This window comes from Variovorax paradoxus, from assembly GCF_009498455.1.
In the GTDB taxonomy this organism is placed as follows: Bacteria; Pseudomonadota; Gammaproteobacteria; order Burkholderiales; family Burkholderiaceae_C; genus Variovorax; species Variovorax paradoxus_H.
In genome coordinates this window covers 5,288,596-5,307,418 of the sequence record NZ_CP045644.1, presented here as the reverse complement: position 1 = coordinate 5,307,418, position 18,823 = coordinate 5,288,596, and the positions used below count along the sequence as shown (strand labels likewise).

13 protein-coding genes are annotated in these 18,823 nt (G+C 68.4%); 9 read left to right on the top strand and 4 right to left on the bottom strand.

The genetic code is table 11. The features are described 5' to 3' along the window. The first annotated feature begins 112 nt into the window (after window positions 1-112). Window positions 113-898 carry a foldase protein PrsA gene (locus GFK26_RS24460; protein WP_153284252.1) on the top strand — a complete coding sequence of 262 codons (786 nt, stop codon included), beginning with the start codon at window positions 113-115 and terminating at the stop codon, window positions 896-898. A 49-nt stretch (window positions 899-947) separates the two neighbouring features. On the opposite strand, the gene GFK26_RS24455 is transcribed toward GFK26_RS24460, so the two are convergent. The 3 genes from GFK26_RS24455 to GFK26_RS24445 are packed head-to-tail and all read right to left on the bottom strand — an operon-like array spanning window position 948 to window position 4,033. Further along, on the bottom strand, window positions 948-1,934 hold the full coding sequence (locus GFK26_RS24455) for a Bug family tripartite tricarboxylate transporter substrate binding protein (RefSeq protein ID WP_153284251.1): 987 nt from the start codon (window positions 1,932-1,934) through the stop codon (window positions 948-950). A gap of 37 nt (window positions 1,935-1,971) precedes the next feature. Next, window positions 1,972-3,330, bottom strand: coding sequence for an amidase (locus GFK26_RS24450; RefSeq protein ID WP_153284250.1), 1,359 nt, complete (start codon window positions 3,328-3,330; stop codon window positions 1,972-1,974). A 16-nt stretch (window positions 3,331-3,346) separates the two neighbouring features. Continuing rightward, window positions 3,347-4,033 carry a DUF2848 domain-containing protein gene (locus GFK26_RS24445; RefSeq protein WP_153284249.1) on the bottom strand — a complete coding sequence of 229 codons (687 nt, stop codon included), beginning with the start codon at window positions 4,031-4,033 and terminating at the stop codon, window positions 3,347-3,349. A gap of 121 nt (window positions 4,034-4,154) precedes the next feature. Between GFK26_RS24445 and GFK26_RS24440 the strand changes: the two genes are divergently transcribed. Next, on the top strand, window positions 4,155-4,838 hold the full coding sequence (locus GFK26_RS24440; RefSeq protein ID WP_153284248.1) for a GntR family transcriptional regulator: 684 nt from the start codon (window positions 4,155-4,157) through the stop codon (window positions 4,836-4,838). Between the two features lie 115 nt (window positions 4,839-4,953). Here the strand turns inward: GFK26_RS24440 and purL are convergent, their stop codons facing one another. Further along, a complete protein-coding gene (purL, locus tag GFK26_RS24435) occupies window positions 4,954-8,964 on the bottom strand; it encodes a phosphoribosylformylglycinamidine synthase (protein WP_153284247.1) in 4,011 nt (1,336 codons plus the stop codon). 118 nt (window positions 8,965-9,082) lie between these two features. Between purL and map the strand changes: the two genes are divergently transcribed. The 7 genes from map to bcsB all read left to right on the top strand — a co-directional run bounded on the left by map (window position 9,083) and on the right by bcsB (window position 18,818). Beyond that, window positions 9,083-9,907, top strand: a complete 825-nt coding sequence (gene map / locus GFK26_RS24430) for a type I methionyl aminopeptidase (RefSeq protein WP_099789155.1) — start codon at window positions 9,083-9,085, stop codon at window positions 9,905-9,907. A 22-nt stretch (window positions 9,908-9,929) separates the two neighbouring features. Then, window positions 9,930-12,533 carry a [protein-PII] uridylyltransferase gene (locus tag GFK26_RS24425; protein WP_153284246.1) on the top strand — a complete coding sequence of 868 codons (2,604 nt, stop codon included), beginning with the start codon at window positions 9,930-9,932 and terminating at the stop codon, window positions 12,531-12,533. A gap of 136 nt (window positions 12,534-12,669) precedes the next feature. After that, on the top strand, window positions 12,670-13,143 hold the full coding sequence (bcsD, locus tag GFK26_RS24420) for a cellulose biosynthesis protein BcsD (protein ID WP_153284245.1): 474 nt from the start codon (window positions 12,670-12,672) through the stop codon (window positions 13,141-13,143). After that, the gene (gene bcsR, locus GFK26_RS24415; RefSeq protein ID WP_153284244.1) at window positions 13,140-13,499 is read left to right on the top strand and encodes a BcsR/BcsP family cellulose biosynthesis protein; all 360 of its coding nucleotides are present in this window, start codon (window positions 13,140-13,142) and stop codon (window positions 13,497-13,499) included. The genes bcsD and bcsR overlap by 4 nt, the downstream gene beginning before the upstream one ends. Window positions 13,500-13,501: 2 nt before the next feature. Then, on the top strand, window positions 13,502-14,317 hold the full coding sequence (gene bcsQ / locus GFK26_RS24410; RefSeq protein WP_153284243.1) for a cellulose biosynthesis protein BcsQ: 816 nt from the start codon (window positions 13,502-13,504) through the stop codon (window positions 14,315-14,317). Next, a complete protein-coding gene (gene bcsA / locus GFK26_RS24405; RefSeq protein WP_153284242.1) occupies window positions 14,314-16,503 on the top strand; it encodes a UDP-forming cellulose synthase catalytic subunit in 2,190 nt (729 codons plus the stop codon). Before bcsQ ends, bcsA begins: the two co-directional genes overlap by 4 nt. Further along, on the top strand, window positions 16,500-18,818 hold the full coding sequence (gene bcsB, locus GFK26_RS24400; RefSeq protein WP_153284241.1) for a cellulose biosynthesis cyclic di-GMP-binding regulatory protein BcsB: 2,319 nt from the start codon (window positions 16,500-16,502) through the stop codon (window positions 18,816-18,818). Before bcsA ends, bcsB begins: the two co-directional genes overlap by 4 nt. Window positions 18,819-18,823 lie beyond the last annotated feature (5 nt).

The window sequence follows — 18,823 nt, the reverse complement described above, 5'->3', positions numbered from 1 at the left end:
TTGCCGCGTTCGCCGCGGCCGCCCACCCTCTCCTTCTTTCCTCCTGATTCCTGCTTTCTTTCCCGCGCCTTTTCCTACACGCGCATTTCCTCTCCAGCCTGATATTCATTTCATGAAAAAACACATCTTGCAGGCCGTTGCGGCCGCAGCGCTGATCAGTGCACTCCCCTTGTCAGCTCTGGCGCAGAACGCCGCCATCGTCAACGGCAAGGCGGTGCCCAAGGCCCGCATGGACGTCCTGGCCCAGCAGCTGGCTGCCGCCGGCCGCCCGGTGACGCCTGAAATGCAAAACCAGCTGCGCGAGGAAATCGTGGCGCGCGAAGTGTTCATGCAGGAAGCGCAGAAGCAAGGCCTCGACGCCACCGAGGACTACAAGAACCAGCTCGAACTCGCCCGCCAGGCCATCCTGATCCGCGCGCTGTTCGAGAACTACCGCAAGACCAACGCGGTGTCCGACGCCGACGTGAAGGCCGAGTACGACAAGTTCGTGGCAGCCAACGGCGGCAAGGAATTCAAGGCCCGCCACATCCTGGTCGAAACCGAAGACCAGGCCAAGAAGATCATGGCCGACCTGAAGAAGGGCGCCAAGTTCGAAGACATCGCCAAGAAGCAGAGCAAGGACCCGGGTTCGGGCGCCAATGGCGGCGACCTCGACTGGGCCAACCCCGCCAGCTTCGTGCCCGAGTTCTCGGAGGCGATGATCAAGCTCAAGAAGGGCGAGACCACCCCTGCCCCGATCAAGACCCAGTTCGGTTATCACATCATTCGCGTCGACGACATCCGCCAGGCCCAACTGCCGAAGCTGGAAGAAGTGAAGCCGCAGATCACGCAGCAGCTGCAACAGCAGCGCCTGCAGAAGTACCAGGAAGAGCTGCGCGCGAAGGCCAAGGTCGAGTAAGCCTCGGCCCATCGCCCAACGAAGAAGCCCCGCAGTCGCGGGGCTTTTTTCATTGCGGCGTGATGTTGAAGTCTTTGACAAACCGGGCGTAGTCGTTCGACTCCTTGCGCACGAAGCCCGTGAAGTCCGCCGCCGAGCCGCCGATGACCTCGAGGCTGAGGTCGGTGAACTGCTTCTGCGTGTCGGCGTTCTTGAGCAGCGCCTGCACCTGTTCGTTGAGCTTGGCGATGATCGGTGCCGGGGTTCCGGCCGGGGCCACCAGGCCGACCCAGCCCATGAACCGGTAACCCGGCACGCCGGACTCGGCCACCGTCGGCACGTCGGGCAAGGTCGAAACGCGCTTGTCGCCCGTGACCGCCAGCGCCTTCAGCTTGCCGCTCCTGGCGTAGGGAACGGCGGTCGGCGAGGTCTCGAACATCATGTCGATCTGCCCGCCGATCAGGTCGGACAGCGCAGGCGCCCCGCCCTTGTACGCCACGTTGAGCAAGTCGGTGCCGGTCATCTGCATGAAGCGGCGCGCGGCCACGTCCTGCGGGCCACCCACGCCCGAGGTGCCGACGCTGAGCTTGCCGGGGTTGGCCTTGGCGTAGGCCACCAGTTCGCCGACGTTCTTGAACGACCACTTGGGATTCATGATGAGCACGTTGGGCTGGTCGGCCACGCGGATCACGGGCGCCAGGTCCTTGATCGGGTCGTAGGGCAGCTTCGCGAACATGTGGGCGTTGGAAGCCAGGCCGGTGTGCACCATCAACAAGGTGTAGCCGTCCTTGGGCGCCTTGGCGACGTAGTCCATGCCGATGTTGCCGCTGGCGCCGGGACGGTTGTCCACCAGCACGGGCTGGCCCAGCGCCGTCGAGAGCTTCTGGCCGACCAGGCGCGCCGTCATGTCGATGCTGCCGCCCGGCGGGAACGGCACCACCATGCGGATCGGCTTGGACGGATAGGCGTCCTGCGCGTGGGCGACGGGCACGATGCACGCCAGGCCGGCGGCAAAACAGGCGAACGAGGCGAGCGGGAAACGGAAGCGCTGGGTCATGGAGTTCTCCGGAGTTTCTTGAGGGTTGGCAGACGGGTCAATCGGCGGTGGCACGCAGGGCGCGTTCGATGTCGGCAGCCCACGCGAGCAGCGCGGCATCGCGCATCGGCAGGCCTGCAAGGCTCAGGCCCACGGGCGCTTCGCCGGCCGCATGGCAGGGCAAGGAGATGGCGCAGCCGTCCATGAAGTTGACGATGGAGGGGTTGCGCAGCATCGCGGCGTTGACCGCGAAGTACTGCGCCTCGTCGGCTTCGAGGGCCTCGATGCGCGGCGCCACCAGCGGCACGGTCGGCATGAGCCAGCCGTCGACCTCGCCCAGGCGCATCGCCACGCGGCGTTGCCAGTCGGCCCGCTGCGCCTGCAGCGTGAGGTAGGCCCGCGCCGTGAAGTCCTTGCCGCGCAGGATGCGGTTGAGCACGCGCGGGTCGTAGCCGCTGCCGCTGCGTTCGATCAGCTCGGCATGCCACGCCCATGACTCCGCGGCGCTGAAGCCGCCTGCGGCATTGATGGCGGCGAGCTCGTCGAACTCGGGCACCACCAGCTCGACCAGTTCCGCACCGGCGGCCGAGAGGCGCTGCAGCGCACGCCGGAACGTGGCGGCGACGTGCGCGTCCATGTCGTCCTGCACCAGCGTGGTCGGCACCGCGAAGCGCGCCTGGCGCAGGCGCTGCGCCCGGGGTACCTCGGACACGCCGGACAGCACCGCGTCCATCGCCGCGCAACCGGCCACGTCGAGCGCCATCACGCCGACCGCATCGAGGCTGTGCGAGAGCGGCACGAGCCCGGTGCCCGGCATGCGACGCGCCGTCGGCTTGAAACCGGTGATGCCGCACAGCGCCGCCGGAATACGTGCCGAGCCGCCGGTGTCGCTGCCGACGCTCGCGACGCACATGCCGTCGGCCACCGCCACCGCCGCGCCCGACGACGAGCCGCCGGGAATGCGCCGTTCGCCGCGCTGCCACGGATTGGCCGGCGTCCCGTAGTGCGGATTGAGGCCGAGGCCGGAGTACGCGAACTCGGTCATGTTCGTCTTGCCGACCAGCACCGCACCCGCCGCCAGCAGGCGCTGCACGGCCTCGGCGTCGTGCGCGGCAGGCGGCGCATCGCGCAGCACGACGGAGCCGGCGGTCGTCGTTTCGCCGGCCACGTCGAACAGGTCCTTGACGGAGACCGGCAAGCCTTCGAGCGGCGAGCGCACGAGGCCGCCTGCGCGCAAGCTGTCGGAGGCGCGCGCCAGGTGCCGGGCGCGGTCTGCCAGCACACGGGTGAAGGTGCGCGAGCCTTCGCCGGAAGGATCGGCGATGCGTTGCAGCGCCGATGCAGTCAGTTCGGCGGAGGTGGCACGGCCCGCGGCCAGATCGGCGCGGGCGGCTGCGAGGGAGATCGGGGCGGGCATGTGCGGTCCTTGCGCGTCAGGCGACGATGGGCAGCGAGACCGCGCGGTACTCGTGCGCGATGCGGCGGCCGGTGTGCTCGTCCACCAGTTCCATGCGGAAACGCGCGGCCGGGCGAATGCCGCCGATGGCGCCGACCGTGCCGCAGGTCATCGCGAAACCGTCGGCCGGTTCACCGTCGGCCGCGGCGCAGCGCGCCAGCAGATCGGCCGGCGGGCGCAGCGCGGCCAGCGTGCCTTCCTGGTACAGGCGCCATTCACCGCCCTCCTCGATCCACGAACGCAGCACCAGCGTGTCCCAGCGCTCCTGCACGTCGGCCAGCCGCCAGGCGCTGCGCGCCACGGGCTTGACGCAGATCTGCTTGGACAGCGCCACGCTGTGCGCTTCCAGCGCGCGGTCGGTGTGGTCCGAGCCGATCGAGACGAAGAACTCGCCCCCGTGCAGGAACAGCAGCGGTTCGACCTCGCCCGAGGTGTCGGCCCCCACCACCTGCACGACGTCGGCCTGGCTCAGCTGCTGGGTGGCCACCCGGTAGAACAGCGGCACGGCGCTGGGCGCGGGCACGCCCAGCTCGGCAAGTTCCTCGATGTGGTGCTCGATGGCGGCGGTGTCGCGCCCGGTCCAGCCGGCGATCACGAGGTGCCTGGCCTCGAAGCTCAGCGTGTGCGGGGCATTCCCCTGGGGAAGTTCGAAAGACAGGTTCATGGCGGTGCTCTGTTGAAGTTTCAGTGAAATTTCACAACGATATTACAGTGAGTCCACAAAAACTTCAAAGGGATTTCCCACAGGTACCATCAGGGCACCCCACCATGAAGACCTCGCGCCGATGAAAGCAGCCACGCCCGCCCGCAAAGCCCCCGCCCGGCGGCCCGAAGCAGCCATCTCCCTCAACGAGACGGCCTACCTGCGCCTGAAGGAAGCCCTGGTGACCCTGGCCTACAAGCCCGGGGAGTACCTCAACACTGCCCAGGTGATGGAGCGGCTGGGCGTGGGCCGCACGCCGGTCAACCAGGCGCTGCACCGCCTGTCGGCCGAGGGCCTGGTCCGCATCATTCCGCGCAAGGGCGCGATGGCCTCGCCGCTGTCGATCAACGACGCGCTGGAGCTCATCGAGGTCCGGCTGGTGAACGAAGTGCTGTGCATGCGCCTGGCCGCGGCGGCCATCACCGAAGGCGAACTGGCCGAGCTGCAGGCCATTGCCGAGCAGTTCGAGGCGGCGGCGCGGCGGCGCGATGCGATGTCGGTGATGAACCTCGACCGCCTCTTCCACGAGAAGATCGCTGCAGCGGCGCGCAACGCGATGCTGCAGGACATCCTGAGCGTGCTGCACGCGCGCTCGCAGCGCTTCTGGGCGATTTCACTGGCCGCCGAGGGACACCTGGCGGAGGTGATCGAAGAGCACCGCACCATCGTCGCCACGCTGCAGCGGCACGATGCCGACGCGGCGGCCGAAGCGGCGAAGACCCATGTGCTGTCGTTCAAGGCGTCGATGCTGAACAGCCAGCGCTGATCGACAGCGCTTCGGGCGCACCAACCCCCATGAAAAATGCCCTCCAGACCAAAAGCCTGGAGGGCATTTCTTGTTGACCTGATTCAGGCCGCTCGCACGGCCTGAGGGTGCCCGATCAACCCACCCACTTGCGCGCGTTGCGCCAGATCTGCATCCACGGGCTCAGTTCGCTCTTGTCGCCCGACGTCCAGCTCATCTGGATGTTGCGGAACACGCGCTCGGGGTGCGGCATCACGGCGGTGAAGCGACCGTCCGGCGTGGTCACCGAGGTCAGGCCACCCGCGCTGCCGTTCGGGTTGAACGGGTACTGCTCGGTCGGCTGGCCGTGGTTGTCCACGAAGCGCATTGCGCCGATGGCCTTGGCGGCGTCGCCGCGGTGCTTGAAGTTGGCATAGCCCTCGCCGTGCGCGACTGCGATCGGCAGGCGGCTGCCGGCCATGCCCGCGAAGAAGATGCTGGGCGACTCGAGCACCTCGACCATCGACAGGCGCGCCTCGAAACGCTCGCTCTGGTTGGTGGTGAAGCGCGGCCAGGCGTCGGCGCCCGGAATGATGTCGGCCAGCTCGGCGAACATCTGGCAGCCGTTGCACACCCCCAGGCCGAAGGTGTCGTCACGGCCGAAGAAGGTCTTGAACTGCTCGGCCAGCTTCGGGTTGAAGGTGATGCTGCGCGCCCAGCCGATGCCGGCGCCCAGCGTGTCGCCGTAGCTGAAGCCGCCGCAGGCGACCACGCCCTTGAAGTTGGCGAGGTCCGCCCTGCCCGTCTGCAGGTCGGTCATGTGGACGTCGTAGGCCTCGAAGCCGGCTTCGGTGAAGGCATACGCCATCTCGACATGCGAGTTGACGCCCTGCTCGCGCAGGATCGCGACCTTGGGGCGCGATTGCAGGATGGCCGGCGCTGCAGGCTGTGCGTTCGGCAGGAACACATGCATGCCCGGGTCGTTCGGCACGCCGGCGGCGGCGTGCTCTGCATCGGCGCAGGCCGGGTTGTCGCGCTCGCGGGCGATCTTCCAGCTGACCGAATCCCACACCTGGTGCAGGTCGTGCAGGCTGGCGCTGAACACCGACTTGGCATCGCGCCAGACTTCGAGCTTGCCCTTGCCGGCGTCCATCGTGGAACTTGCGGGCCGCGTCTTGCCGACAAAATGGCTGTGCGCGCTGAGGCCGTGGGCGCGCAGCACCTGCATGACGTCGTTGCGCTCGGCCGTGCGCACCTGCAGCACCATGCCCAGCTCTTCGTTGAACAGCGCCTTGAGCGTGAGTTCTTCGCGGCGCGCGCTGACCTGCTGGGCCCAGTTCTTGGCGTCGCCGGTTTCCATGCGGCTGTCGGAAATGCCGTCGCCTTCGGTGACGAGCATGTCGACATTCAGCGCCACGCCCACATGGCCGGCAAAGGCCATTTCGCAGGCGGTGGCGAACAGGCCGCCGTCGCTGCGGTCGTGCATCGCGAGGATCTTGCCGTCGGCGCGCAGCGCGTTCACGGCGTTGACCAGCGCGACCAGTTGCGCCGGGTCGTCGAGGTCGGGCACGGTGTCGCCGCTCTGGTTGAGCGTCTGCGACAGGATGCTGCCGGCCATGCGGTGCTGGCCACGGCCGAGGTCGATGAGCACGAGCGTGGTGTCGTCTTCCGTCGCGTCAAGCTGCGGCGTGAGCGTGCCGCGCACGTCGGCCAGCGACGCGAAGGCGGTGACGATCAGGCTGACCGGCGACGTGACCTTCTTGGCTTCGCCATCGTCCTTCCACTGCGTGCGCATCGACAGCGAATCCTTGCCGACCGGAATCGACACGCCCAGCGCCGGGCACAGTTCCAGGCCCACGGCCTTGACGGTCTCGTACAGCGCGGCGTCTTCGCCGGGTTCGCCGCAGGCCGCCATCCAGTTGGCCGACAGCTTGACGCGCGACAGCTCGATCGGCGCGGCCAGCAGGTTGGTGATGGCCTCGGCCACGGCCATGCGGCCCGAGGCCGGCGCATCGAGCGCAGCCAGCGGCGTGCGCTCGCCCATGCTCATCGCCTCGCCGGCAAAGCCCTTGTAGTCGGCCAGCGTCACGGCGCAATCGGCCACGGGCACCTGCCACGGGCCGACCATCTGGTCGCGGTGCGTCAGGCCGCCGACGGTGCGGTCGCCGATGGTGATGAGGAAGCGCTTCGAGGCCACAGTCGGGTGCGCGAGCACGTCGATGGCGGCCTTCTGCAGGTCGACGCCCGTGAGGTCGAGGGGCTTGAAGCTGCGCGCCACGGTCTTGACGTCGCGGTGCATCTTGGGCGGCTTGCCGAGCAGCACGTCCATCGGCATGTCGACCGGCTGGACTGCGGCGCCTTCGTCGGCCACCAGCAGCTGGCGCTCTTCGGTCGCCACGCCGACCACCGAGAACGGGCAGCGCTCGCGTTCGCAGAAGGCCTTGAACTGTTCGAGCGATGCCGGCGCGATGGCCAGCACGTAGCGCTCCTGGCTTTCGTTGCACCAGATTTCCTTGGGCGCCATGCCCGATTCTTCGAGCGGCACGGCGCGCAGGTCGAAGCGCGCGCCGCGGCCGGCGTCGTTGGTCAGCTCGGGGAACGCATTGCTCAGGCCGCCCGCGCCCACGTCGTGGATCGCCAGGATCGGGTTGGCCGCGCCCTGCTGCCAGCAGTGGTTGATGACCTCTTGCGCACGGCGTTCGATTTCGGGGTTGCCGCGCTGCACCGAGTCGAAGTCGAGTTCGGCCGCGTTGGCGCCGGTCGCCATCGAGCTGGCGGCGCTGCCGCCCATGCCGATGCGCATGCCGGGGCCGCCGAGCTGGATCAGCAGCGAGCCGGCCGGGAACAGGATCTTCTTGGCCTGGGTGGCGTCGATGCTGCCCAGGCCGCCCGCGATCATGATGGGCTTGTGATAGCCGCGCTGCACGGTGTCGAGGTCGCTCGCCACGGCCTGCTCGTACTCGCGGAAGTAGCCCAGGAGGTTGGGACGGCCGAATTCGTTGTTGAACGCGGCGCCGCCCAGCGGGCCCTCGGTCATGATCTGCAGCGGGCTGGCGATGTGCTCGGGCTTGCCGTAATGACCCTCTTCCGGCCAGAGCTTGGAGACCGTGAAGCCGGTCAGGCCGGCCTTGGGCTTGGAGCCGCGGCCGGTGGCGCCTTCGTCGCGGATCTCGCCGCCCGCGCCGGTCGAGGCGCCGGGGAACGGGGAAATGGCGGTCGGGTGGTTGTGCGTCTCGACCTTCATCAGCACGTGGCTCAGAGCGCTATCTTTTTGATAGCTCTGCGAGCCTTCGACGGGAATGAAGCGCTCGATGGTCGCGCCTTCCATGACCGAGGCGTTGTCCGCATAGGCGATCACCGTGTGCTGCGGGTTCTGCTTCTCGGTGTGGCGGATCATCGAGAACAGGCTCTGGGGCTGGGCCACGCCATCGATGGTGAAGTTGGCGTTGAAGATCTTGTGGCGGCAGTGCTCGCTGTTGGCCTGCGCGAACATCATCAGCTCGACGTCGCTGGGGTTGCGACCCAGGCGGGTGAAGGCTTCGACGAGGTAGTCGATTTCGTCTTCCGCCAGCGCCAGGCCGAAGCCCGTGTTGGCCGCCACCAGGGCGTCGCGGCCGCCGGTTTGCACGTCGACCTGCGCCATCGGCTGGGCCGGCAGTTCGCTGAACAGGCTGGCCGCCTGCTCGACCGCGGCGAGCACCGATTCGGTCATGCGGTCATGCAGCGGGCCGGCCACGGCGGCCAGGGCGTCGCCCTCGAGCACAGGGGCCTTGCCGATCAGCGGGGCCTTGAGCTTCAGGTGGTACTGGGTGACGCGCTCCACGCGGCGCAGCGCCAGGCCGCAGTTGTGGGCGATGTCGGTGGCCTTGGAAGCCCAGGGCGACACGGTGCCCAGGCGGGGCGTGACCACGACCGAGGCGCTCGCCTTGGCCGCCACGGCCTCGAAGGGCTCGCCGTAGGTCAGGAGCGCGGCAAAGCGTTCGCGGTCGGCCGCATCCAGCGACCCATCAGTGACCACCAGGTGGACGAAACGGGCCGAAATGCCCTCGATGCGCGGCTCGATGGCCTGCAGTTTCGGCAGCAGCTGCCGTGCACGGAAATCGCTGAGTGCGCTGCCGCCCTCGAACAGGGTTACGACAGGAAGGGCTTGGGATGCGGGCTGCGTCACGGTCGATGGGGGGCCTGGGGGCCGCGTTGGGAATCAAGGAATCTGGGCGGAGGGCCGCTGACTGGGGTCATCCGCGTTAACCCGGGATTTTAGCCGGGTCAATGGGATAATTCGGGGCATGAGCATTACCTACAAAGACGCCGCAGGCATCGAAGCCATGCGGGTCGCCTGCCGCCTCGGCTCCGAGGTGCTGGACTACCTCACGCCCTTCATCAAGCCCGGCATCACGACCAACGACGTGGACCGGCTGGCCGCCGAATACATGGTCAAGCAGGGCACCACCTCGGCCACGGTGGGCTACATGGGCGCCAGCAGCGTCCCGTTCCCGAAGTCGCTGTGTACCTCGGTGAACCACGTGGTGTGCCACGGCATCCCCAATGACAAGCCCCTGAAGAAGGGCGACATCATGAACGTCGACGTCACCGTCATCAAGGACGGCTGGTTCGGCGACAACAGCCGCATGTTCGTGATCGGCGACGCCTCCATTGCGGCCAAGCGCCTGTGCAGCGTCACCTTCGAAGCCATGTGGCACGGCATCCTGCAGGTGCGCCCTGGCGCTCACCTGGGCGATGTGGGCCATGCGATCCAGAAGTTCGCCGAAGGCCAGGGCTTCTCGATCGTGCGCGAGTTCTGCGGCCACGGCGTGGGCCAGCGCTTCCATGAAGAACCCCAGGTGCTGCACTACGGCCGCCCGGGCACCATGGAAGAGCTCAAGCCCGGCATGATCTTCACCATCGAGCCGATGATCAACGCCGGCAAACGCGACGTGAAGGAAGACTTCAAGGGCGGCCAGTACGATGGCTGGACCATCGTCACGCGCGACCACTCGCTGTCGGCCCAGTGGGAGCACACCGTGCTCGTCACCGAAACCGGCTACGAGGTGCTGACCCTTTCCGAAGGCAGCCCGCCGCTGCCGGCCTTCGTCACCTCGACCAAAACCTGACGCGCCCAAGCGCGCCCCCGCCGTGATCGAAGCAGCCAAGATCGACGTGGCAATGCTGCGCGAAGCCTATCGCGCGAAAAAGCTCGCCCTTTTCGACACCCTGCGCTTCGCACGCGCGCCCACCCGCAGCGTCCACACGGTGCTGCGCCAGCTCTCGGCGCTGGCCGACCAGACACTCACGGCGCTCTGGAACGAAGCCGGCTTCGGCGACGCCTTCGCGCTGGCCGCGGTCGGCGGTTTCGGGCGCGGCGAGCTGTTCCCCTACTCCGACGTCGACGTGCTCCTGCTGCTGCCGCCCGACGGGCAGGACAGCGGCATCGACCCGGCGCGCATCGAGGCCTTCATCGGCCAGTGCTGGGACGCCGGCCTCGAGATCGGCTCCAGCGTGCGCACGCTCGACGAGTGCCTGGACGAGGCCGCCAAGGACATCACGGTCCAGACCTCGCTGCTCGAGTCGCGCCTCATCACGGGCGACAAGAAGCTCTTTGCGTCCTTTCGCCGCCAGTTCACGCAGGCCATCGACCCGCAGGCTTTCTTCGTGGCCAAGTCGCAGGAAATGCGGCACCGCCACCAGAAGTTCGACAACACGCCCTACGCGCTCGAACCCAACTGCAAGGAATCGCCGGGCGGCCTGCGCGATCTGCAGACCATCCTCTGGATGAGCAAGGCCGCCGGCTTCGGCAGCCGCTGGGACGACCTGGCGAAAAACGGTCTGGCCACGCCTTTCGAGGCACAGCAGATCAAGCGCAACGAAGCCTTGCTCTCGCTGATTCGCGCCCGCCTGCACGTGATTGCCAACCGCCGCGAAGACCGGCTGGTGTTCGACCTGCAGACCGCCGTGGCCGCGAGCTTCGGCTACGAGAGCGAGTCGCAGCGCAAGTCGAGCGAAGCGCTGATGCGCCGCTACTACTGGGCGGCCAAGGCGGTGTCGCAGCTCAACCAGATCCTGCTGCTCAACATTTCCGAGCGGCTGCAGCCCATCGACGAGCAGCCCACGACCATCAACGAGCGCTTCTACGAGCGCGCCGGCCTCATCGAGATTGCCAGCGACGACCTCTACGAGCGCGAGCCGCATGCGGTGCTCGAGACCTTCCTGCTGTACCAGAAGACCATCGGCGTGAAGGGCCTGTCGGCGCGCACGCTGCGCGCGCTGTATAACGCGCGCCACGTGATGGACAGCAAGTTCCGCAACGACCCGGTCAACCACGTGACCTTCATGCGGATCCTGCAGCAGCCCTACGGCATCACGCATGCCTTCCGGCTGATGAACCAGACCTCGGTGCTGGGGCGCTACCTGCGCGTGTTCCGCAGCATCGTGGGGCAGATGCAGCACGACCTGTTCCATGTGTACACGGTCGACCAGCACATCCTGATGGTGCTGCGCAATGTGCGCCGCTTCTTCATTGCCGAGCATGCGCACGAGTACCCGTTCTGCTCGCAGCTCGCGGCCGGTTGGGACAAGCCCTGGATTCTTTACGTCGCCGCCCTCTTCCACGACATCGCCAAGGGCCGCGGCGGCGATCACTCCACGCTCGGCGCACGCGACGTGCAACGGTTCTGCAAGCAGCACGGCATCGCACGCGAAGACGCGAAGCTCATCGAGTTCCTCGTGGCCGAACACCTGGTGATGAGCCAGGTCGCGCAAAAGCAGGACCTGAGCGACCCCGAAGTCATCGGCGCCTTCGCCAAGCGCGTGGGCAATGAGCGCTACCTCACCGCGCTGTATCTACTGACCATTGCCGACATCCGCGGCACCTCGCCGCGCGTGTGGAATGCGTGGAAAGGCAAGCTGCTCGAAGACCTGTACCGCTTCACGCTGCGCGCGCTCGGCGGGCGCATGCCCGATCCCGACGCCGAGGTCGAGTCACGCAAGCGCGAGGCGCTGGTGCTGCTCGCCCTGCATGCGCAGCGCTTCGAGGCGCACAAGGCGCTGTGGGACACGCTGGACGTCGGCTACTTCATGCGCCACGACGCCACCGAGATCGCCTGGCACGCCAAGCAACTCTCGCGCTTCGTGCCGCCGAAGAACGTGCCCATCGACCCGAAGGCGCTGCCCATCGTGCGCGCGCACCTGTCGCCGGTGGGCGAAGGGCTGCAGGTGGTGGTCTACACGCCCGACCAGTCCGACCTGTTCGCGCGCATCTGCGGCTACTTCGATCAGTCGTCGTTCAGCATCCTGGACGCCAAGGTCCACACCACGAGCAACGGCTATGCGCTCGACACCTTCCAGGTGGTGACAACCTTCCAGCCCGACCACTACCGCGACCTGATCAGCATGGTCGAGACGGGCCTGGCGCAAACGCTCACCGAGGCCGGCGCCCTGCCCGCGCCGAGCATGGGACGCGTGTCACGCCGGGTGCGCAGTTTTCCGATCAAGCCGCGCATCAGCCTCGTGCCCGACGACAAGGCGCAGCGCTGGCTGCTCAGCATCTCGGCCAGCGACCGCGCGGGGCTGCTGTATTCGGTGGCGCGCGTGCTCGCGCGGCATCACCTGAACCTGCAACTGGCGAAGGTGACGACCTTGGGCGAACGGGTGGAAGACACCTTCCTGATCAGCGGGCCGGAGCTGCAGGGCCAGAAGACGCAGTTGGCCATCGAGACCGAACTGATGGCCGCGCTCGCCTGAGCGGCGCACAAAAATTCGCTTTTCCCAAGATCCAGCGCGGCAGGTGTTGCGTAGGGGTGAGTTAAACGGTTTCCGATTGTGAACGCCGTTCGACATTTGTTGTCGATTATTAACAGCTCCAACACAATGCCCCGATATGGACATCGCAGAGCCCGTTTTTCAGCACTACGAACGGCGCGCGTGCAGCGCACAGTGGTTGGCATTCAACCGGGGCATAGCCGCCGAACTGAGTGCCGGTCTGCCGCCTGAAGACATTCGCCAGCTTTTCTTCCGCATCGGCCAGCGCGTGGCCAACGCCTTGCCCGTGTCCCCGTGCGACACGCTGGCCGACCTGCAGTCGCAGTTCAATGCGCGCTGGGACGGCATCGACTGGGGCTTCAGCAGCCTGCGCGAAGAGGCCGACTGCCTCGCCATCACGCACGCGTGCAGCCCCCTGGCCATGGCCTTCGGCCCCGAGGCACTGGGCTGGAGCAGCGGCTTCTTCGAAGGCGTCTACCAGGCCTGGTTCGACGCCCAGCGCATGCCGCCCTCGCTGCGCGTGACGGCGCTCGAACGCCATGCGCCGGCAGGCCCCGTCGTCGCGCTGCGCCTCGCGAGGAGCTCGCCATGAACCCCGACGACCGCTCTGCCGAAGACGTCGCCGGCCTGTTTCGCAAGTTCGGCGGCGACGCCCACGCGTACAAGGAGTTCGAGCCCCCCGAGGCACAGGCGCAGGCCGCGAGCCCCTGGCCGCTGCTCTCGGGCGGGCCGATCGATCGCACGCCGGCGGCGGCGCCCGCGATGGCGCCCATGCCACCCGCTCCGTCCGTTCCGCCGGCGCCCTTTGCCGCGCCGGTGGCGCCGCTGTTTTCCGCGGCTGCCGGCCCTGCGCCGAACGAACTGCAGGCGTTGTTTGCCCGGCTCGCGGAGCCCGCGCGCACCGCGGTGCCGCCGGGTCCCATGTCACGCTGGCGCCGGCCGACGTGACGATGGTCGTCATCCCTGTCATTTCCTCCAAGGGCGGTGTCGGCAAGACGACCATTGCCGCGAACCTCGCCACCACCCTCGCGGCGCGCGGACGCCAGGTGCTGGCCATCGACCTCGATCCGCAGAACGCGCTGCGCTTTCATGTGGCGAACGACCCGCACCACGGCGGTGAAGATGGCCTGCTGGCTGCGGCGGCCGGCCAGCTGCCCTGGACGCAGGCGATGTGCCCCGCGCACGGCGGCGTGGTGCTGCTGCCCTTCGGCACGGTGGACGACGAGCGGCTGATCGGCTTCGAGCACGAGCTGTCCCGCCGCCCCGGCTGGCTGGGCGACACGCTGGCGCGCTTCGGGCTGCCGCCCGACATGCTGGTGATCGTCGACACGCCGCCCGGTCCCACCGTCTATCTGCAGCAGGCGCTGCGTGCGGCCGACGTCTGCGTGATCCCGGTGCTCGCCGACGCCGGCTCGTTCGCCACGCTGCCGATCGTCGAGCGCATGGTCGACAAGTACTGCCGCGCCCGCGCCGGCTACCGCGGCAGCGCCTATGTCATCAACCAGGTCGATCCCGGCCGGCGCCTGAACCACGACGTCTTCGCGATGCTGCGCGCGCGCCTGCAGCAGGAGCTGCTCGGCGTGCTGCACCTGGACGCCTCGGTGTCGGAGGCGCTCGCCTCGGCCCTGCCCGTGCGGCACTACGCGCCCCTGAGCCAGGCGGCCGAGGACGTGTCGGTGATCGCCGAGCGGCTCCTCGCGCGCCTTGCCTCGCCCTTGCCCTCGTCCGCGCAGGCCTTTGCGCCACGCCAGGAACCGACCCGATGAAAAGCAATACCGGCGACACCGGCTACGTGCCGCGCGAAGCGCCCGGCTTCCTGCGCCTGTGGCCGGTGCGCCTGCTGGGCTGGCTCGTGGCGCTGGCCGTGCTGCCGGCGCTGGTCATCGCACCGATGACCTTCGAGCAGCAGCTGGTGCTGTCGGTCGGCATCTTCGCCGCGGCGCTGGTGACGAACCGCTTCCGCGGCCGCTTTGCCGGGCTGGTGATGATCGTGCTGTCGGTCGTCGTGTCCTCGCGCTACACCTATTGGCGCGTGACCGAGACGATGTACATGGACAACCTGCTGGACCTCGTGCTGGGCGTGGGCCTGCTGATGGCCGAGCTTTACGCGTTCGTGGTGCTCCTGCTGGGTTATGTGCAGACCGCCTGGCCGCTGGAGCGCAAGCCGGTCCCGCTCCCGGAAGACACGGCGCTCTGGCCGACCATCGACCTCTTCATTCCGACCTACAACGAGCCGCTCTCGGTGGTGCGCCCGACGGTGCTGGCGGCCCAGTCGATCGACTGGCCGCGCGACAAGATCAAGATCTTCGTGCTCGACGACGGCCGGCGCGAGGAGTTCCGCGCGTTCTGCGAAGAGCTCGGCGTGACCCACGTCACGCGCGACAACAACCGCCATGCGAAGGCCGGCAACATCAACGCGGCGCTGAAGAACACCACGGCCGAGTTCGTCGCGATCTTCGATTGCGACCACATCCCGACGCGCTCGTTCATGCAGATCGCCATGGGCTGGTTCGGCCGCGACCCGAAGCTGGGCATGGTGCAGCTGCCGCACTACTTCTTCTCGGCCGACCCGTTCGAGCGCAACCTGGACACCTTCGGCCGCGTGCCCAACGAAGGCGAGCTGTTCTACGGACTGATCCAGGACGGCAACGACCTGTGGAACGCGACCTTCTTCTGCGGTTCGTGCGCGGTGCTGCGCCGGACCATCGTCGAAGAGGTCGGCGGCATCGCGGTGGAGACCGTCACCGAAGACGCCCACACCGCGCTCAAGATGCACCGCCGCGGCTACAACACCGCCTACCTGGCGTTGCCGCAGGCGGCCGGGCTGGCCACCGAGAGCCTCTCGGGCCACGTCGGCCAGCGCATCCGCTGGGCGCGCGGCATGGCGCAGATCTTCCGCATCGACAACCCGCTGTTCGGGCGTGGCCTGCACTGGGCGCAGCGGCTGTGCTACCTGAACGCGATGCTGCACTTCCTGTATGGCCTGCCGCGCCTGATCTACCTCACGGCGCCGCTGGCCTACCTGTTCTTCGGCGCGAGCGTGATCCACGCGTCGGCGTCGATGATCTTCGCCTTCGCGCTGCCGCACATCCTGCATGCGAACCTCACCAACAGCCGCATCCAGGGGCGCTTTCGCTACCTGCTGTGGAACGAGGTCTACGAGGCGGTGCTGGCCTGGTACATCTTCCGGCCCACGCTGGTGGCGCTCATCAACCCCAAGCTCGGCAGCTTCAACGTGACGGCCAAGGGCGGCCTGGTGCAGGAGGCGTACTTCGACACCCAGATCGCCCGCGCCAGCCTGGTGCTGCTGATGCTGAACTTCCTGGGCGTGTGCGCGGGCGTCTGGCGCCTGACCTGGGTCGATCCGCAGAACATCGCGACCGTGTGGCTCACGCTGGCCTGGACCGTCTACAACCTGATGATCCTGGGCGCCTGCGTGGCCGCGGCCAACGAGTCGCGCCAGGTGCGCAGCGCGCACCGCGTGGCGCTGGAGGTGCCGGCCACGCTGTACCTCGAAGACGGCACCTCGATGCGCTGCAGCACCTTCGACTTTTCCAGCGGCGGCCTGGGCATCGCGCTGCCGGCCGACGTCCCGCTCGCGCAGGACGCGAAGGTGGGGGTGGCGCTGTACCGCGGCGAGACCGAGTCGCGCTTTGCCGCCACTGTGCGCTTCAGCAGCGGACGACGCCTGGGCCTGCGCTTTGCGCCGATGACGCTCGTGCAGGAACGCGCGCTGGTGCAATGCACGATGGCGCGCGCCGACATCTGGGCCGCGCGCTGGGGCAACTACCCGCGCGTGGGCATTCACCGCGTGCTCAGCCACCTCGTGCGCATCAGCGCGACGGGCTTTCGCAACATGTTCGCCCACTACTACCGCGCCGCCACCTCCCGGCTGCGCCCCTCCGCGGCTTCGTCCCCGAAGCCGCCTGTCGAAGCGAAGGACCCTGTGTGACGACCTCCCTGCATGTGCCCGGCGGCATGGCGACCCTTCCGCGGCCGGCATCGCGCCGCGGCGCCACCCTGGTGGCGCTCGCGCTGGCTGCCGCGGCATCGGGCGGCGCGTGGGCCCAACCGCAACAGCCCCAGGCCCCTTCACCCGCACCGGCACGGCCGGCCACGCCGGTGGCGACCGCGGCCGCCCCCGGCGGCGCGGTGCGCGAGCTCAACCTCACGCAGCTGGGCATCGACTACGCCGTGCAGCTGCGCGGCATCAGCGGCACCGTGGGCATTCCGTTCAACGTGCGCGCCGACGAGCTGGTCACCGCCGCGTCGCTCAAGCTCAACTACGCCTACTCGCCGTCGCTCATCCCCGAGCTCTCGCACCTGAAGGTCACGGTGAACGACGTGCTCGTCGCCACGCTGCCGGTGAGCCGCGCCGAGGCCGGCAAGCCCCAGACGCAGGACATCCCGATCGACCGGCGCCTGATCACCGAGTTCAACCGCATCAACGTGGAGCTGGTCGGGCACTACACGCGCGAATGCGAAGACCCGGCCCACACCAGCCTGTGGGCGCGCATCGATGCGTCGAGCACGCTGCGGCTGAATGTGTCGCCGCTCAAGCTCACGAGCGACCTGGCCACGCTGCCGCAGCCCTTCTTCGACCGACGCGACGTGCGGCGCGCGCGCATTCCGTTCGTGTTCGGGGACGCCGAATCGCCGCCGTTGCTCGAGGCGGCCGGCATCGTGTCGTCCTGGTTCGGCGCACTCGCCGACTACCGCGGCGCCACCTTCCCGGTGACGCGCGGCGAACTGCCGGCCGGGCACGCCGTGGTCTTCGTGCTGCCCGACACGCGCATCGCCAACCTCGCGCTGCCGGCCGTGCAGGGCCCGGCGCTGGCGGTGGTCGACCACCCGCAGGACGCGGCGTCGAAGCTGCTGCTGGTGATGGGCCGCGACGCCGCCGAGCTGCGCACCGCCGCGGCGGCGCTGGCGCTGAACAGCCGCGCGTTCTCGGGCGAACGCACCGGCATCAGCGCGTTCCAGGAGCCGCCGCCGCGCAAGCCCTACGACGCACCGCGCTGGGTGCCGAGCGACCGTCCGCTGCAGCTGGGCGAACTCACCGCCGCCGCCGACCTCTCGGTGTCGGGCTACACGCCCGACGTGGTGCGCGTGAACCTGCAGCTGCCGCCCGACCTCTTCACCTGGCGCAGCCGCGGCATTCCGCTCGACCTGCAGTACCGCTACACGCCGCGCGTGCGGCCCGACCAGTCGACGCTCAACGTGAACGTCGACAACAACTTCATCGGCGCACTGCCGCTGCGCGCGGCCAACCCGGCCGGCGACCGCTGGTGGAACCCGCTGGCCGTGAAGGTCATGCCCGACGGCACGGTGGCCGAAAACCGGCAGGTCATGCTGCCGCCGCTGGCCTTGGGCCCGCGCAGCCAGCTGCGTTTGCACTACTACTTCGAACCCTCGGGCGGTCGGTGCCAGCCGCTGCTGGACAACGTGCGCGGCGCGATCGACCCGACCTCGACCATCGACGTGTCGGGCTTTGCGCACTACATCGCGATGCCCGACCTGGCGGCTTACGCCAACGGCGGCTTTCCGTTCTCGCGCATGGCCGACCTTTCGGAAACGGCCGTCATCCTGCCGAACGCGCCCGACGCCGCCGACACCGAAACCTACCTGGGCCTGCTCGGGCAGATCGGGCATGCCACCGGCTACCCCGCGCTGCGCGTGAAGGTCGGGCGCCCGGCAGAGGTTGCGCAGTGGGCCGACAAGGACCTGCTGGTGATCGGCAACCTGCAGAACCAGCCGCTGTTCGCGCAGTGGTCCGCCCACATGCCGCTGCAGCGCAACGGCACGTCGCCGCAGCTGAAACTCAACAGCTGGCTGGACACCGCCGTCGACTTCGTCATCGGGGCGCGCCAGCGCGAAGACCTGCCCGGCGCGATGCAGATCGCCATGAGCGACGACGGCCGCGACGCGGTGCTGGCGGGCTTCGAGTCGCCGCTGCGCAGTGGGCGCAGCGTGGTCGCCGCCGTCACCAGCGCGGCCTCGAAAGAAGCCCTGCTGGCTGCGCTGATGACGCCCGACCTGCTCAAGCGCGTGCAGGGCAGCATGACCATCGTGCGCGACGCGCAGGTGCACAGCGTGCTCGGCCAGGACACCTACTACGTGGGCAGCCTGCCGCCGATCGCCTGGCTGAAATGGAACCTGTCGCGCAGCCCGCTGCTGCTCGCCGGGCTGGTCGTGGCGCTGGCCTTGCTGACCGCGGCGGTGGCGTTTGCCAGCCTGCAGTTGCGGGCGCGGCGCCGTTTGCATTGAGGAGG